Here is a 16,098-nt window from a genome sequence, read left to right on the forward strand (position 1 = left end):
AAGTTTCCTGGATAGACTTTTTATTCGTTTGTCTTTTCATTTTTAAAGAATGAAGCTATACCTTTAGCACTATCTTTTATGGTATACCATAGCCAATCGAATACTTGATTTATTTCCTCTGTTTTACCTGTAACATTTGCGGTAGAAGCCATATATTTAGAGCCGTCAATAATGGAACCATTAATAACTGTTAGATTACCATCCAGTTCACCATCTACTCTAACATCCCCATTTTTAACTACCAAGTCGCCTTTAACGACTTGTCCTTCAGGGATTATAACCGTTTCTCCCTCGACGATTACATGCTCTTGCTTAGTAAACGAAAATTGCTGATCGTTATTATAATTTGAGAAAAGTGCACTACTCATTAACAAAAGAAACATTGCAGCTGCAGTCATAACCGGATGTTGCCTGAACCATCTGCTTACTCCAGTATGTGATTTCTCTTTTGGAAGTCTAGACATAACGGAAAGAGTAAAATCATTTGGCGCCTCTACATGAGCAGCACCCTTCACAAAAGCCACCACATCGCTCAGCTCGTGCATATGATTACGACATTCCGGGCATGATTGCAAGTGTGATTTGAGCTCCAGCTCGTGTTCACGACTAATTTCACCATCTAGATATTCATGCATATAGTGAACAATTCGTTCTGGACACGCACTCATCATGATTCCTCCTATAATAGATTAGGTTGTTTACTTAATTGTTTTCGAAGTGCTTCCCGACCTCTATGAATTCTTGTTTTCACTGTACCCAATGGGAGGTCTAAAATTTCACTAATTTCCTGTAAAGATAATTCCTCCATATATTTAAGTACAATTGCGGATCGATACTTATCAGGAAGCCTGCTAATCTCATATTGAATTCTTTCTTGTAGCTCTAGCTTCATCAGTTCTTCTTCAGGAAGTTCCTCAGACGCTGCAATTTGGGAATACATATCTAGACCTTCCGTACCCTTTACTTCTGCATCTAAATAATAATCAGGCTTTTTTTTACGTATACGGTCGATACATAAGTTTGTTGCTATACGATAAAGCCATGTTGAAAATTTTCTTTTTTGATCAAACGTGTGAATATTAATATAGGCTCGCACAAATGCTTCCTGTGCAATGTCCTCAGCCTCGTGACGATTGCCAAGCATTCGATAGCAAACTTGGAAAAGCCTATTTTGGTAAAGGTCGACAATCTCCGCGAATGCGTCTTTATCTCCTTTTAACACTTGTTTTATTCTCTTGTTAACTAACGCATCCATCGTGTGATTTTCCCCTCCGCTCTATGCGGCTGTCTCTACCTATACGTTTAAGGATTCAACAGGTTTCATTTTTTTATGTTATTTTTAATTTTATCAAACATTTCCAGCTTTGTGTTGATTTTAAAAAAAGAAAAAGCAGACCATTTGCCTGCTTTTCAAAAAAATACTTAAAACAATTATATTAAACTTTCTCCAAATAATGAGCCCATAAGTGCGACTGCCGCATCAGCTGTTCTATTTTTTTCATCCAGGATAGGGTTTACTTCCACAAACTCCGCTGAAGTAATTAAATGGGAAGAATACAGCATTTCCATAGCTAAATGACTTTCACGATAGCTTATTCCACCTGGTACTGGTGTCCCAACTCCAGGAGTATAAAGTGGATCTAGTCCATCTAAATCTAATGATAAATGAACTCCGTCTACTTTACGTTCTAGGAAATAAGCCATTGTTTGATTCATAACCTCTGTCATCCCGAGTTTATCTATTTCATGCATGGAGAAAACTTTAATACCTTTTTCTTTAATCAGTTCTCTTTCCCCTGGGTCAACTGAACGTGCTCCGATGATTACAATGTTCTCCGGTTTAATCTTTGGCGCAAAGTCACGGATATTCACTAAATCATCATGACCTAGGCCGATACTTACTGCTAGCGGCATTCCGTGAATATTACCTGATGGAGATGTTTCAGCTGTGTTTAAGTCAGCATGAGCATCATACCAAATAACACCTAGATTTTCATATTGATCCGAGAGCCCTGCTAATGTACCAATTGCAATGCTATGGTCTCCTCCAAGGACAAGTGGAAATTCTCCTTCTGTCACAACGGAATGGACTTTGTTAGCTAAAGCTGTATTTGCTTCTATCACTTGTTCTAAATTTCGAAGAGTTGTATTAGGTGACTTTTCTTCTCTAGTTTGACTGATTAAAATGTCTCCTTCATCTTTCACCGTATACCCAAGAGCTTTTAAACGCTCAACGACACCAGCATATCGTATGGCACTAGGTCCCATGTCGACTCCTCTTCTATTTTGCCCAAGATCCATAGGAACACCGATAATTGATACATTTAATTTATTCATTATTTTATACCCCCTTCAGTTCATACATCCATTGTAAATCCTAAGGGTCAGTTGGCTCAACCGAGCAATTTTATGTATATTTATTCAATAAAAACTTTAGTTGTTTTTTAACCTCTGCCCACTCATAATCCACAATGGAGTATACCACTGTATTTCTAACTGTTCCATCAGACCTGATGCGTTCATTTCTTAACACACCTTCTCTGATACCCCCAATCCTTTCAATTGCTTGTTGAGATGGCAAATTTAGCTCATCAGTTTTAAACTGTACGCGGATCATACCAAGATCTTCAAAGCAATAATTGAGCAGCAAAAGTTTACATGTCGTGTTCACATGTGTACGTTGATATTGTTTTCCATAGAAAGTAGAACCGATTTCACAAGCATGATTAACTCGATCTATATTATAAATGCGAGTAGTACCCATTATTTTTTTGGTAGTAGTGTGTTCTACTACATAAGCAATAGCATTTTTTTGGTCATTCATCTGCTCAATACCAGCTTGTAGCCATTGCCTTAACTGCTGCTCATCCTCTATCTTATTTAGCATATATTTAAATACGCTAGGCTCGTATAGCTCCCATAGCATAGATATATCCGATTCGGTTAATAACCTTAACGTAACGTCTTTATGAGTTAATTTTTCCACCGATTACACACCCTTTGTTCTTTTTTCTAATCATAACGCTTTTAGAGTATGATGAATATATTTTTTGAATCAAAAAAACTCTTCCCATATTAAATGGAAAGAGTTTTATAGATGGAGCCTAGCGGGATCGAACCGCTGACCTCCTGCGTGCAAGGCAGGCGCTCTCCCAGCTGAGCTAAGGCCCCACAATTTATGCTGAGTTATAATGGCTGGGGTACCTGGATTCGAACCAGGGCATGACGGAATCAAAATCCGTTGCCTTACCGCTTGGCTATACCCCAATAACTGGTGGAGGGGGACGGATTCGAACCGCCGAACCCTAAGGAGCGGATTTACAGTCCGCCGCGTTTAGCCACTTCGCTACCCCTCCAGGCTAATCATAAAACATAAATGGTGGAGGATGACGGGCTCGAACCGCCGACCCTCTGCTTGTAAGGCAGATGCTCTCCCAGCTGAGCTAATCCTCCGTTGCTGTGTCCTAATTAAAAACCGGACAATAAATATTTTAGCATAAAGCTATCTTCAAAACAAGCACTTTTTTATGTATGTTTTCCCTGCTTTTAGTAATGAGAAAAGCTTCCAACCGGATTTGAACCGGTGACCTCTTCCTTACCATAGTTAAGCTCCTAGAAACCACTTAATTTATTCTACTTTCAAATAGTTTATTTGGCAAGGATTTTCATCACCAATACTTTCAAAAATATTCTTCTTCAATCTTCATTGGTCACAGATTGTCTGTCTTTGGTCACACGTTGGGCACAGATTTGTATTTTCCAGATAGTTTCTTCCTATAAAAAAGACCACTCTTTTATGGAGTGGTTTCTTTTTGGCTATATTCTATTTTATCTTTTGACTCGTAAAACTTTTAGAAGAATCAAATGGTCTTACTTTTAATTCCTTAATTTTTTCTATATAAATATCGATTTTGTCTCTGGGTGTGTTTGCTAATAACTCATTTACTAATTGATCAAGTTCTAATTGCTCTTTAGTCTTTTCCATAAACTACTCCTTAATCCATTATAGTTACATCGACTATTTCATCTAACTTTAATGATAGGGAATAAAAGGGGTCCTGAAGTTGTATTTTTCTATGCTTTAAATCTATTTCCTCAATGATTCCTCTACTATAAATAAATTGTCCATCTTTCCAGCGCTTTATTTTTGTGTCACCTTTTGTAATATAAGCTAGCTCGATTGCTTCAGATAATGTTACATAGTCGTACTCAGTTAATTCTGGCTTAGGAGCTCTTTTAACTTCTTCATGATAATCACGCAGCATTGCCACATGTTCGGTAAGCATCATAGATGTTCCCCATTTAATATTTCTTCGAGGATCTATCGGATACTTAGATTTTTTGATTTCTTCGAAAAACTCATCATGTATGCTCATACACCATACTCCCTTTTATATTATTTGTATGGTTCTAGGACGAGAGTCGATAAAATCAATGTACCCTTTTCTCCTCATTCTCTTCAGATGCCCATGTACGGTGGCTGTAGAACTTAACCCAACTGCCTTGGCTATTTCTCTTACAGTAGGTGAGTAATGTTGTTCAGATATGTATTCTTCAATAAATTTATAAATATCCTGCTGTCTCTTCTTCATCAAATCACCGTTCTTTCTTTATATATAATAGGAACAAAGGCAAGTACATTCTCAATTTTAAATATCCTTTTTGTACCTCTCAAGAAACAATAAGCTTGGAAAGAATCATTTTTTACACTCAACACCTTCACTCTTCTTTTACTGATTTCACCGCTATTTTTCATGTAGATCATTTCAGACACTTGATTGGTTTTCATCGATTTTAAAATTGAAATACGCACATTTGTTCCCTCCTTTTTAATTATTATACGAACAAACGTTTGATTTTGCAACTTGAAATTTTAGGGAAATAAAAAAAAGCGCCTAATCAGGCGCTCTCTTAACAATAATATTTAGACTGTGATCAATTCCTTCTGATTCATTCTATTAACCTCAAATGCAAATCGATTTTTAATCATTTCATTAATATTTTTGTTAGAATTTGTAAAACGAAGGTTGTTTTTGATGTAATTAAAGTCATATTCTTTCAATAATTCAATTAATGCAGTATTAGTGAAACTTGATGTTAAACTATTTACTCCTTCGAAAGAAAGAATTACTATTTCTCCTTTGTTAAAATATTTAGTTACTAACTTAAATATTTTTGTCCCGTCTTCATTGGAGTAACAGCGTTCTACATGATTTAATACATTAACCACTACCATACGAACTCCTCCTCATATTCTTCTTTGTCCTCTTCAAGTAATACATTGGTATCAATATTTACTTCCAAAAAGGTACCTGGGTAATAACCATCTGCGATTTCAGATGATATATCAATATTATCATTTCCAAAATAAGTATTCAATATACCATACCCGGAATGTATATTTACTGAACTCTCCGTACTAAGAACTACGTTGCGGATTAAAGTATATAATCCTGCACCCATATTTCTTGGTGAAGTTTTTGACGATACGCCTTCCTGTATCGCTAGTTCTAATGCTTCTGCATCGTCCACTTCCTTATTAATTTTTCTAATGTTTTCGGGAATCCCTATACCAAAGTCTGCAATACTTATCACTAAACGATTTTGGCCTGGGAAATGTTGAGCAAAAATACATCCAAGGTTTTCAGTGGAATGATCTATTATATTATTAAATATTTCACCCAGACACATTTCTATATTCCCTAAAACAGAATTTCTTACACCTAGTCTATGTGCAAGCCACGGAGTAAATGTACCAGTTAGCCATTGATGACTATTTTCATATGTTACTTTTTGTAAAGGGATTGTAGTTGGTCTAACGCTTGAATCATCTTCCAATTTGTTTCCCGTAAACCTTAGGAAAAACTCAGAATCATCTAAGTATTTTATCGGACAATGCCTGTTAAGACCAATTTTATTGGGTATAGTTATGCTTGTCTTAGTCCCGTTTTTCACAAGCCATTCAAATGTATTTCCTAAGGTTGTTATTCCAGATGGCTCTATAAAAGACAAATTAGTAAAATCAAAGCTTAATTCTTGATGGGTGGGTTTTAAATCTTTCCCAACAATGTTTTTCATCAAATCATTTATGTAACTTCTGTTTAATTTTCTAGGAAGATATATTTTCAATCAAAAATCCTCACTTTTTAGTAAAATATGGTTTTTATACTATACCATTAGAATTTATGTATTGTCTATCCATTTTAACTAAATGAAAAAAGCCCTTCCCACAATTTAAAGTGGAAAGGGATTCTTATTACTTATTATTTAATCGTTCCAACATAGCTTTAGAAGGTGTTTCATATTTAATATGTTCCGGCATTTTAGTAATCCAATGTCCGTCTCCCACATTATACTGCCCGTCGAATTCCTCACGATAGTCATATACTCTGTATTCCTCTCCAGGATTTAAAACACGAACCTCCATTAGCTTTCCGTCTTTTTCCGTCCACAGGTTAATAGGCTTAATAATCGTAATCTTTCCAATTTGACCTTTTTTTAGCTCTGTCTTACCCCACATGATTTTATCTGTGTTTGTGACACCTCCAACTGCCTTGTCAGGTGTTTGCAGCTCTTTAAGTCGTTTTCTCACATTGTTCATATTAATCCCAGGACATGAGGTTGCAGTACCACTAAACTCATTATGACCAAGCACATCTTCTACACTCAATCCAAAGTTTTGTAGAGCTAATAAGCATCGTTCTTCAAATGCTTTTTCTTGTACTTCGGTAAAGCTGCCGTTTCCAACCACGCAGATATGATAAGTTTCAGTATTGTGATTACCAATGCCATTTGTAGGATAGTATGGATCATAGCAAAGTTGAACAGTACCATCACGTAAAATAATTTCATGGTAGCCACCCTTAGTCCATCCCAAACCTTTCCAACGATTGTTCCAAAAAGCAAAATAGTCACCACTCGTTGTTGCTGAATGATGACGTGCTACTTTTTTTATTTGATTGATATTTCTTCTAGTTTTAGACGGGGCAACTTTTTGGCGAATATCTTGTATTTTCACCATTTGCCATCCTCCTTAGGTTTGTCATACTTCATCACCTGTGAAGAATCAAAATGCCCTTCGGTTGTAGGGTCTGTCAATTGGTTGTATAAAGCAATAGCAACTAAACCGCATAGAAAGGGATTACTATATGCTTGTACAATTAAATCCCCCACAGACTGCCAAGTAGTCAACCCTTCCCAACTAAGACCTGTATAAGCAAGGATTGGAGCAAATGCAGTTAATACTAGTTGAAAAATAAATACTGGATTTTTAAGACGTACTTTTAAATTTAATTTCATTGTGAATTCCTCCTATTTAAATAAAGCTATAATGCCAGCGATAATTGTAACTAAACCGCCACTACCAATGGCACCGTATAATGCCACTGTCGCCTTGTCTTTAGTGTCCAATTTTTTGATGGCGATTTCTCTTTCGGTTTGAGCTCCATATTGTGCCTGACTTAACACGTGATCTGCAAAAGGTTTAAGAAGCTCTCTTGTTTCTTTTCCATCCTTCATTACCGTTACTTCTAACTCCTTCTGTCCTTTTTGCATCCCAATTATTTCGGATTTCAATGCCGTCATTTCTTGCTTAAATACCGAATGTTCTTTTTCTAAAACTTCCACCCGCGGAATAATATCGCGGTGAATTAATTCATGGTGTTCTCCGACTTTTTCAAATGCATCTTGCATAGAACCAACTACTGCTGTCACCCTCTCACCCCTTTTATATAAAATAAAAAGAACGCCCGATTTGGACGCACTTTAAGATAATTCTTATTATGTTGTTACGACGCAATATGTTCCTAAAATGAAGTGTTACCATTCCGGTTCTAACATTTTAATTCTATGTCTTAGTGCATCAATAATCGGACCGCTTGCTTGAAATCCAGTAAGACCGCCTTCATGTCTATATCTCCATTTTATGAATGCACCGGCCATATCCTCTAATACAGTCCCTATATCAGACTTCATACCAGGTGCCTTCTGTTTCAAAGCTATATCCGATGGGCTTTGCTGTAACAACATATCGTACAATGCCTCAATAATGTCTCTACTTTCTTTGCTTAACTTTCGATAAAGTTTATCTAGGAAATGTCCGTGTATTGGTTGGCCCTTTTCAATCATATAAATACATTTTATATATAGTTCTATGCAAAAAGAAGTGTTTGTAATTATTGGAGCAATATAAGTGTCAATATCATTTGTATAAGATAGTTTTTCATTCAACGCATTACTCGCAGCTAAAAAACTATTTGCTGTATTATAAATACTTTTAGCAGTGTAGTTCAAGATAAATTCCCCCTCTCCCATCAATTCGACAGAAAAGGGTGAATTCCTTCAAGGTTTATCAGATTATAGACATAAAAAATAACGCTAGCTTATGCTGCGTTTAATTGTGCTGAAAGCTCTTCATATTGGGGTTGTGTAATGCGGTCTCCGACTAAAAAAATATCTAGTTTCTGTTGCATATCCTCTTTTGAAATATACGATTGACGCTCAATTTGTGATTTGCATGCTCTGTAAGTTAAGTTCATTTTGCATTCTCCATTCTGTTATTTTATAGACCTAATTCAATCATTGTTACTCGGTAATCCACATCGACGATATAGTCTGTTAACGCATCTGCTTCAGAAGGAATTAATGGTTCAGGTACTACTGGATTCCTATCCTCACCAAAAGTAATCTGACCATCTACAATGATAATTTCTTTTTGCATTGCCGTTGCTATTTCATCTTCTGTGATTTCTATTGTTCCGAACTCAGTAGCTTTATGTCCACCGTTTGCAATAAACTTCTCAAAAATTTCTGTATCATGCAAGGGGTACTGTATGACTTCCATTTCTACTTTGTTATCTGATTTTCTATAGATTACTAGTCCCATGCACTAAACACTCCCCTTTATATCTACTACATATTCAAAACTGTAACTGCAGTTTATATTTGTATTTGTTCCCGCATTTAATGTAATTTTTAATGAATCATTAAAGGGAATGTTTAACAGCCTTGCGGCATTGTCTACATTCAAAACATTTGTAGGAGCATAATTAATGGGCATACCAAAAACCTGTCTAGCGGCTCCCTGGCTTTGATTATTAAATAAGTCTATAAATGAAGCATTTGCATAAATAACTCCGTCAATCTCTATTTTAACCCCGAGTGTACTTAAGTTTGTATCTACCCTAGCAATGCGTAACATTCCGCTTTTTCCGCTTTCAATTACTGCCACTAATGGCGGCGAATTATTAAAAGTGGTAGCGCCGAAAACCCTTCTCGCACTAACTCCCATTCTTTTTCCTCCTTTAAAAGTTGCTATAATTTATTTTCAAATACTCTAAATCCAGTCTTGTTGCATCCGGCAACTGAGCCGGGTTTATTTTGCTATTCGCATCTAAACCGACGTAGCCGCCCGGTTTGTTTTTATTATTTTTGTCTTCCTTTGCATTCCAACCAATGCGTTCTTGAGGTGTAACATGTTTCTCATTATCGGCCAAGTGCGTCGTAAGAGAAAATTGTAAGGCAGCTAGTTCTCTTTCTAATTCTTCTGTACCTCCGCCAGCTTGAATTTCTTCTAAGCATTTATAAATTCGGTTAAATAACCAGTTCATATGTTGAGCTGAAGGCTTCATTCCGGGTTGCCAACCGGTTGTTTTCAATTCAGCAGGCGGTTCAGCACCTACCGCGTTCCAAGTTGGTAATAGTTCTGCCATGTATATCCCCCCTATATCGGTAATTCATTGTCAGTGTTCGGTGTATAAATAGCACCTAGATAACCGCCAATGGATTCGTCATTAATATCTCCAAAGCCTTTTACAATGTCGATAGCATTTGTTTCATCGCCAAACTCGAATGTGCCTGATAATTCGATAGTTCCAACTTTTACTCCGGCTGCAACGGTCCTTTGAATAATTCGAATAAAGTTAAGAGGATCTAAGCCAGCCTCATTAATTTTAGTGAGTGGCAACTCAATTAGCTTTATTGCTGCAGGTTCTGGCCCATCTATATCATTCCATTTTTCCACTATCTTAATTGTGGATGGTTCTGTGGATAACGCGATGGATATAACCTGAATAATGGTATTAATAGAGCCATCCGAAAGGTTTCTAGCAATCTTCGATTTTAATAAAATACGATAGACTTCATCAGTAGCCTTTCCTCGTGATTGACTTACATTTTCACCAATTAAATCAAGCGCCTTTCCTCTTGCCTTGTCTATATCTCGCCATTCTAATATCGATTTATTCGTTCGTTGAAGTTCCATTAATTCATCCGAAAAAATACTAATTAATTTAGAAAGGTTAGAGCTTGGATGTTTGGCAAAGTAATCAACAAAACGGCTCATAATCAACTTTGTATTAAACAATCACCGTCACCTCAATGTTGTTAGCATCTAATTGAGCTACCTCTTGTAAACCAATAAATATATTAGAATCGCTATAGTCAATCCCATCCGTGGATAACTGTATGGATACATCTTCTATACCAGGTACTTGAAAGGTGCGTGCAATTAAACGAGATTCAATCACATCTTCCCCCATATTTAGACCTGCATAGATAGTTGAATCTACATCAGAACCTCCAATGTATCTAATCAACATGGACTTCACTTGTTCGATACCATTACTCGGAAATGCGGTGTTTGTGTTGATTGTTGCTTTAATGTAAATAGGTATTTCAATTGCACGGGTAAAACCTACTTGCTGTGGATTCCCACTATCGTCAATAACATCTACATAGGTAGTTCCATATGGTTGAATACCTCCAGCTTTTTTCTCAAATATTGCTGCAGCTATTTCTTGGTCGGTGCCTCCAAGGACAAACGCCTGAAAAGCCCTCATGGGAGTTCCATATTCATCGGGAACATCTCCAAAGTTCTCTTTCACTGTTGCAGCCCGAATAGAGGGAATCTTTAATAAGTTAGTTCTGATAGCATTAGTAGTTGCTGATCCAATTCCCTCTACTGTAATAGATGCTCTCTCACGAGCCTCTAAATCTGTTTCTTTTTCACGTCCGCCTTTTGTTTCAGTGATATTTGTTACACTTAATACATCTGCATCTGGATTTACTATTTCTGTAATGGTGTTAGCTGCAGTGTTACCAGCAGTTCCTAACTCCAAAGCTTTGATTTCAACTATTCCCTTACCTAAAGGACTTAGAATTAAATCCTCTGTAGTTTCAAAGAATATGTCCGTATTTTTTTTAGAAACTAAAAAACCAGCACTCACCAAATGATTAGGTGTGCCGGTTATTTCTAAAGATCCAAACGAATATTGATCTAAATTCCTTGTTATCCCTGCGTAGGGTAGAAGCATATCTAATTGTGCTCCTTCTGCAGTTTTTCGATAAGCCGAGTAATAAACATTTTCATTGTCTTGCCATGCCAAGGAAAGAAACCATGCCATGATTCTTAACAATATGCCCAATACTGACCGTTCAGAAACATTAGCATTTTCACCAAATACTTGTTTTGCTTTGGCTGACATGTCTGATAGTAAATCATCAAACGTCTTTCTTTTATATCCACTGGAATTAAGCGCCACCTAATACCACCTCCTCATTCAGCGTCTGGCCATCTATTAATTGAACATCATATTTTACACTCAGCTTTCTCAGCTTGCGATCTTGTATAATTTGTACGTCATTAATTAGCTCTACTCTATCCTCTTGACCAATTACTCGAATGATTTCTGACCTTATTTCTTCATCCGTTGGCTTTTCAAGAAGCTTCATAAAATCTAGTCCTAAATCTGGGTTTAAAAACCACTCTTTTAAGTTGGTAGACAAGGAGATAGTTAATACTTGCTTTACCTCTAGAACACCTTCTATAAGCTTAAAATCACCATTCTCGAAAAGTAAATCTCCATCATCTGTTAATGCCAATGTTTTCATTTACTCACCTCTCTATAACAAACCAACAATAATAGCATCATGAATATCAAACAATCTTGAGGCTCCAGGATAGACAAGCTTTCCTTCTGCAGCATCGTCAATACTTCGTTGAGCAAAGACAACTAACACCACGTCACCACTCTTTAGAACCGGAACATTCTCCACTTCTTCCTCAAACTTTAATTTCGTGTGAATATGCTTGCCATCTCCACCACTATGTCCACCATGTTCACCTTCAGGAATGGTTACTTTGATTTCTTGGCCGTTATTTATTTTCACTCGCTCAAACAGTACAGGCACATCTTCCAAAACAGAAAGCTTTTCAGGAGAGCGATTTACTTCTTTGACCATAAATAACGGCTGAATCTTAGCGGTACGGCTCCCTTCATTGTAAGAAAGCACTTCGCAAGGCATACAGGTATTGATAGAAAGAAGTATTTGATTCTTGAAATTAGAATAAAACTCAGAGGAATTACTCATGCAATCACCTCTACTTCTGTGTAATAAGCGTCTCCTCGTCTATAATGCTTACCTTTGCGGACTCTGTATTTCCCTTTAACAAAAACAGACTGCAGTTCAATAATAGAAGCCGTATTCATCCGATATTGAAGCAATGATTTTACTTTATAACCTTTTACCACCTTGCCATCCTTTTCTTCCTCGAAATATTCAGGTGAACCAATCAACCCAGTGTCAGAGTTAAGGATAAATTGAGTGTTATCTCCCTCTTTGATTGAGCGAATATAAACATTGGAACGACTGATATAGAAGCTTGCTTCACAATCTTTTGCAATCTTCTTCATCGCATCCACGATGGGCCCGTTAACCGAGAATCCTTTTTTATAGACAACATTCTTAGGTAACTTGATAACAGCTATTTTCAAACCGAGGACCTTAGAGAGCTCTTTTAATAGTTGTTCACCTTTAATTCCTTTTTTGAAAGACTTTTTTAATGTCTTCTTATTATCAATTGGCTGGCTATCTATAACAGATACCCTCGTAGCCCTGTCAGCACCGCCCTTTTCAGATGCCACCTTTGAGATGAAGCCAGAAAGTATGACTCCCTTATCCTCTTTATATCCAGCATTCATGGTAACCTGAACACCTTTTTTAAGTTTACTAAGTGTTGTATCTGAAAGGTTGTATACAAGAATTTCGCTTACATTTGGGTCCGGATCATCATCGAATGGTATTTCAAATTCTATCTCTAATGATTCACTAGACATATTTAAATCACCTGTAATAATCTCGGTGATACGTCCAAATTGAACGGTACTCATCAATCATTCACCAGCCTTAAGAACACTGTCTCATTCAAATTTTCAAAGGTTACTCGATTCTCCAGACCAGATTCGTCAATCGGTATAATGGTAGGACCAGGAAAGCGAGAATCATAAACTTCTGAAAATAATGGCACACCATAGGTTATTTTTTCTCCACAAACCAAAACCTCACCATCTTTATATAAATCGATTGTGAAAAAATCATGTACTAAATTGTAATGGATCTCGAGTTCAAACAATTCTGCCCCTAGTTCAATTTCAAAACGATAAGGAATAAGCTCTTTTTCAATTTCTATATACTCAAAGTTCATTCCTCATCACCCCACTTTTATTTTTGCTCCGATTGGAATCTGCTTAGCCGGATACTTGTTATTTTTCTGTACATCTTGCCATTTGGCTCCATATTTTTCAGCAATATCATAGTAAGTGTCCCCTTTTTTGGCTACATGGTAGACTGGAGACTTCTTTTTATTCGCTGTTTGCTTACGGCCAACAGAAGATACACCTGCAACTGCAGCTTTGGTTTTCTTAGGTAAAGACACATATGAAGGTGCTGCAAATCGAACTTCTTTTAGTGTCATGCTAAAATTAAACCCGTTCATTATTTTTGAATCGGCATCATGAGAAAAGGCCGCAATCATCATATTGTGATAGATTCTGCGACCTTCATAGATTACTATAGTGCCTTTTGTTTCAATAGTAGATAATCTACCTAGAAGTGTTTCCAATGCTGTATCATCTGGTCTTATCAATTTTCCACTGATAGAAAGAACGACTGGTTTTCGGTCAACGTGATCTGTAAGGTTAATTCCCTTCTCTACTGGATGAGAGGGCAAATCAACATCATTCTGAAGACTTTCTTTCTCTACATGAATTTGTATTCCGTTTATTTTTGCCATCTCTACCCCTCCAATATGACTGGAAATACAGTACTTAAATCGCTATACCAACCTTCTAATTCTTCTTTAATACTTCTTGCAGTCTCTTGTGGTTTGTCGGACCCTTGAACGATTATTTGAATTGGAGCTTGTACGCTAGTATTTGTCGTACTACTTCTTATAGCCGGGGCACTGTTGTAACTTTCTCCATCAAAGTCCAAAGTTGGATCTGTGCCGTCACCTTTTAATATACCTGCGTTTCTTAATGCATCTGCCTCGTCTGCAGGTAAAACGGCCTCATCTTTATGCAAAAGTGCTGGCATTTCGTCATAAGGCACTCGTCCAAGGCCTACTTCAAAACCGGGTAAGCTTCCGGTAACTTTCGAAACGACACCACTAATCTTGTCACCGATATCAAAGTTCTTTATGGCTTTTCCAACTGCACCTAATTTGTCGATTACCCATTCAACTGCATCTGCTATACCATTAAAAGCCCATGTAATTGCATCAAGCACTGGTTTCATGTAATTCCAAGTTTCAGCAAGTGTTGCAGAGGCTAAAGGTAATAAAGGTACTATTATTTCAGTTACTAAAAACTTTACAGCTCCAGAGACAACCCCAAACAAACTTCCAGCTATGCGAAGTATAGGAGATATCACGTTAAAAACAGTTTCTATTACAGACTTGGCAGTAGGCATTAAAGGGACTATGACTCCCTCAACAAATCCCATAACTATGCTAGATAGAGTGCTAAAAATATTCATAGCACCGCCTACAATGTTTCCAATGAAGCCCATTGCAACACCGATAAATTCTTGCGCTACAGGCATTAAAGGAACTATGACTCCCTCTACAAAAGAAGATACTGCTGATTTACCTGTGTTAAAGACTCCCATTACTGTCTCACCAAAAGATAAAAAAGTATCAATGATTTCTGGAGGAAGCCCTAATTTATCAGATAAACTAAAGATATCTCCCTCTTTTAACATATTAAATGTATCTAAAACTACATCCTTCAATGAGGATAATCCACTGATTCCATCTGAAACAAAAGCCATAAACGGTCCCGGGTTAATATTGGAAATTATGTCACTCATCCAAGACAATGCACCAACTGCTTGATCTAAAATAGGCGTTCCTGCTTTATCTAAAAAATCCTGCCACGCTTGTTTTAAATTTCCCATTTGGTTTTCAAAACTGTCAGATTCAACAGCAGCTTGTCCTAGAGCTCCTGCAAGTTTATTTCCGTCTTCAACCATACCAATTAAAGTTAGTTGTTTCTCTGCCTCTGAAAGTTTAATAAACGATTTCCCATATAATTCATTGGCTTTTGCATTTCTTGTTGTTTCTGTTGCAGATATACCTAATGCAGCATCATTTTCAAAATTACCTTTCAAAAATGACTGCATAGTTTCCGAAACTTCTTCGATGGATTTATCATAAAAAGCCGCACTGTCGGCGGCTGCTTTAGTTGATCTTTCCGCCAAATTTAAGGCTGCAGCTGTATCCACTCCTGTAGTTTTTGCAAAAGCCGCCATTTGTGTAAAACTACCTTTTAATCTATTGGGTAACATACCTGTATCTTCAGCGATTTTATTAAGACTGGCTGAAGAACTCTCTTCAATACCTTCAAATACAGCATCAAATTGGGCATTCATGGCTTTGGCGCTAGCTGCCGCTTCAATAGCCCCCGTTGAAAAATCCTTCAATGCAGTACCGATACCTAAAGCTAACAATGCTGAACCTACACCTATGACAGCTTTCTTAAAAAAACCCATTCCCTTGTCTGCTTTTTTTACTTCTCCATCTAGCCGACTCAAGTTAGTATCATCTAAGTTTCCAACTTCACCTGTTACATCCCTAACCGATTCTTCTAGATCATCAAATTCGTTTGTTAAGTCGCCAACTTCATCTATTGCACTATCAATCGCAGAGACATCAATGCCTCTTAAAGAACTTATTACTGCATCTATTTTTCTATCAAGTGCAACAAGGGGCTCATCTGCTATGTCCATGCCAATTTCTACGACTGCATCACGTAAGGACAT

At 37.0% G+C, this 16,098-nt stretch carries 26 protein-coding genes and 4 tRNA genes; all 30 read right to left on the reverse strand.

Annotated features, from left to right (window positions below; translation table 11 throughout):
- Positions 1-20 precede the first annotated feature (20 nt).
- The 30 genes from MKY94_RS19705 to MKY94_RS19850 all read right to left on the reverse strand — a co-directional run bounded on the left by MKY94_RS19705 (position 21) and on the right by MKY94_RS19850 (position 16,098).
- Positions 21-668, reverse strand: coding sequence for an anti-sigma factor (locus tag MKY94_RS19705; protein ID WP_154312081.1), 648 nt, complete (start codon positions 666-668; stop codon positions 21-23).
- A gap of 11 nt (positions 669-679) precedes the next feature.
- A complete protein-coding gene (sigW, locus tag MKY94_RS19710) occupies positions 680-1,255 on the reverse strand; it encodes an RNA polymerase sigma factor SigW (RefSeq protein ID WP_154312080.1) in 576 nt (191 codons plus the stop codon).
- Between the two features lie 176 nt (positions 1,256-1,431).
- The gene (gene rocF / locus MKY94_RS19715) at positions 1,432-2,337 is read right to left on the reverse strand and encodes an arginase (RefSeq protein ID WP_154312079.1); all 906 of its coding nucleotides are present in this window, start codon (positions 2,335-2,337) and stop codon (positions 1,432-1,434) included.
- Positions 2,338-2,407: 70 nt separating this feature from the next.
- Complete coding sequence (locus MKY94_RS19720; RefSeq protein WP_225321622.1) at positions 2,408-2,986, reverse strand: GNAT family protein; 579 nt, start codon at positions 2,984-2,986, stop codon at positions 2,408-2,410.
- A gap of 112 nt (positions 2,987-3,098) precedes the next feature.
- Positions 3,099-3,171 (reverse strand) — tRNA-Ala (locus MKY94_RS19725).
- A gap of 21 nt (positions 3,172-3,192) precedes the next feature.
- Positions 3,193-3,267, reverse strand: a tRNA-Gln gene (locus MKY94_RS19730).
- A gap of 5 nt (positions 3,268-3,272) precedes the next feature.
- Positions 3,273-3,356, reverse strand: a tRNA-Tyr gene (locus MKY94_RS19735).
- 21 nt (positions 3,357-3,377) lie between these two features.
- Positions 3,378-3,453: transfer RNA gene (locus MKY94_RS19740), tRNA-Val, on the reverse strand.
- A gap of 370 nt (positions 3,454-3,823) precedes the next feature.
- Entirely contained in the window at positions 3,824-3,985 is a 162-nt protein-coding gene (locus tag MKY94_RS19745) for a hypothetical protein (RefSeq protein WP_342577656.1), read from the reverse strand.
- Positions 3,986-3,995: 10 nt separating this feature from the next.
- Positions 3,996-4,376, reverse strand: a complete 381-nt coding sequence (locus MKY94_RS19750) for a YolD-like family protein (protein WP_342577657.1) — start codon at positions 4,374-4,376, stop codon at positions 3,996-3,998.
- Positions 4,377-4,391: 15 nt separating this feature from the next.
- Positions 4,392-4,592, reverse strand: coding sequence for a winged helix-turn-helix transcriptional regulator (locus MKY94_RS19755; protein WP_342577658.1), 201 nt, complete (start codon positions 4,590-4,592; stop codon positions 4,392-4,394).
- A complete protein-coding gene (locus tag MKY94_RS19760) occupies positions 4,592-4,813 on the reverse strand; it encodes a transcriptional regulator (RefSeq protein ID WP_342577659.1) in 222 nt (73 codons plus the stop codon). The genes MKY94_RS19755 and MKY94_RS19760 overlap by 1 nt, the downstream gene beginning before the upstream one ends.
- Positions 4,814-4,924: 111 nt before the next feature.
- On the reverse strand, positions 4,925-5,236 hold the full coding sequence (locus tag MKY94_RS19765; RefSeq protein WP_342577660.1) for an STAS-like domain-containing protein: 312 nt from the start codon (positions 5,234-5,236) through the stop codon (positions 4,925-4,927).
- On the reverse strand, positions 5,230-6,129 hold the full coding sequence (locus tag MKY94_RS19770; protein WP_342577661.1) for an ATP-binding protein: 900 nt from the start codon (positions 6,127-6,129) through the stop codon (positions 5,230-5,232). Before MKY94_RS19770 ends, MKY94_RS19765 begins: the two co-directional genes overlap by 7 nt.
- Before the next feature lie 127 nt (positions 6,130-6,256).
- Positions 6,257-7,021, reverse strand: coding sequence for a peptidoglycan recognition family protein (locus tag MKY94_RS19775; RefSeq protein WP_342577662.1), 765 nt, complete (start codon positions 7,019-7,021; stop codon positions 6,257-6,259).
- Positions 7,015-7,299: a phage holin gene (locus MKY94_RS19780; RefSeq protein WP_342577663.1), complete on the reverse strand. Its 285-nt coding sequence runs from the start codon at positions 7,297-7,299 to the stop codon at positions 7,015-7,017. The genes MKY94_RS19775 and MKY94_RS19780 overlap by 7 nt, the downstream gene beginning before the upstream one ends.
- Before the next feature lie 12 nt (positions 7,300-7,311).
- Positions 7,312-7,713, reverse strand: a complete 402-nt coding sequence (locus MKY94_RS19785; RefSeq protein ID WP_342577664.1) for a hypothetical protein — start codon at positions 7,711-7,713, stop codon at positions 7,312-7,314.
- A gap of 105 nt (positions 7,714-7,818) precedes the next feature.
- Positions 7,819-8,292 (reverse strand): hypothetical protein, encoded by a 474-nt coding sequence (locus MKY94_RS19790; RefSeq protein WP_342577665.1) that lies wholly within the window; start codon positions 8,290-8,292, stop codon positions 7,819-7,821.
- A gap of 89 nt (positions 8,293-8,381) precedes the next feature.
- Positions 8,382-8,537: a hypothetical protein gene (locus MKY94_RS19795; RefSeq protein ID WP_342577666.1), complete on the reverse strand. Its 156-nt coding sequence runs from the start codon at positions 8,535-8,537 to the stop codon at positions 8,382-8,384.
- Between the two features lie 23 nt (positions 8,538-8,560).
- The gene (locus tag MKY94_RS19800) at positions 8,561-8,884 is read right to left on the reverse strand and encodes a hypothetical protein (protein ID WP_342577667.1); all 324 of its coding nucleotides are present in this window, start codon (positions 8,882-8,884) and stop codon (positions 8,561-8,563) included.
- Positions 8,885-8,887: 3 nt separating this feature from the next.
- Positions 8,888-9,289, reverse strand: a complete 402-nt coding sequence (locus MKY94_RS19805) for a hypothetical protein (RefSeq protein ID WP_342577668.1) — start codon at positions 9,287-9,289, stop codon at positions 8,888-8,890.
- A gap of 13 nt (positions 9,290-9,302) precedes the next feature.
- Entirely contained in the window at positions 9,303-9,710 is a 408-nt protein-coding gene (locus MKY94_RS19810; protein ID WP_342577669.1) for a hypothetical protein, read from the reverse strand.
- Positions 9,711-9,721: 11 nt separating this feature from the next.
- Positions 9,722-10,363 (reverse strand): hypothetical protein, encoded by a 642-nt coding sequence (locus MKY94_RS19815; protein WP_342577670.1) that lies wholly within the window; start codon positions 10,361-10,363, stop codon positions 9,722-9,724.
- Positions 10,356-11,540, reverse strand: a complete 1,185-nt coding sequence (locus MKY94_RS19820; RefSeq protein ID WP_342577672.1) for a baseplate J/gp47 family protein — start codon at positions 11,538-11,540, stop codon at positions 10,356-10,358. The genes MKY94_RS19815 and MKY94_RS19820 overlap by 8 nt, the downstream gene beginning before the upstream one ends.
- Positions 11,530-11,889: a DUF2634 domain-containing protein gene (locus MKY94_RS19825; protein ID WP_342577674.1), complete on the reverse strand. Its 360-nt coding sequence runs from the start codon at positions 11,887-11,889 to the stop codon at positions 11,530-11,532. Before MKY94_RS19825 ends, MKY94_RS19820 begins: the two co-directional genes overlap by 11 nt.
- A 12-nt stretch (positions 11,890-11,901) precedes the next feature.
- Entirely contained in the window at positions 11,902-12,369 is a 468-nt protein-coding gene (locus tag MKY94_RS19830; RefSeq protein WP_191697240.1) for a Gp138 family membrane-puncturing spike protein, read from the reverse strand.
- Positions 12,366-13,169 carry a hypothetical protein gene (locus tag MKY94_RS19835; RefSeq protein ID WP_342577677.1) on the reverse strand — a complete coding sequence of 268 codons (804 nt, stop codon included), beginning with the start codon at positions 13,167-13,169 and terminating at the stop codon, positions 12,366-12,368. The genes MKY94_RS19830 and MKY94_RS19835 overlap by 4 nt, the downstream gene beginning before the upstream one ends.
- Positions 13,169-13,483, reverse strand: coding sequence for a hypothetical protein (locus MKY94_RS19840; protein ID WP_342577679.1), 315 nt, complete (start codon positions 13,481-13,483; stop codon positions 13,169-13,171). The genes MKY94_RS19835 and MKY94_RS19840 overlap by 1 nt, the downstream gene beginning before the upstream one ends.
- 6 nt (positions 13,484-13,489) lie before the next feature.
- Positions 13,490-14,071, reverse strand: a complete 582-nt coding sequence (locus MKY94_RS19845) for a LysM domain-containing protein (protein ID WP_342577681.1) — start codon at positions 14,069-14,071, stop codon at positions 13,490-13,492.
- A gap of 2 nt (positions 14,072-14,073) precedes the next feature.
- The gene (locus MKY94_RS19850; RefSeq protein WP_342577683.1) at positions 14,074-16,098 is read right to left on the reverse strand and encodes a hypothetical protein; all 2,025 of its coding nucleotides are present in this window, start codon (positions 16,096-16,098) and stop codon (positions 14,074-14,076) included.

It is taken from the genome of Psychrobacillus sp. FSL K6-2843 (assembly GCF_038626375.1).
GTDB lineage: Bacteria > Bacillota > Bacilli > Bacillales_A > Planococcaceae > Psychrobacillus > Psychrobacillus faecigallinarum.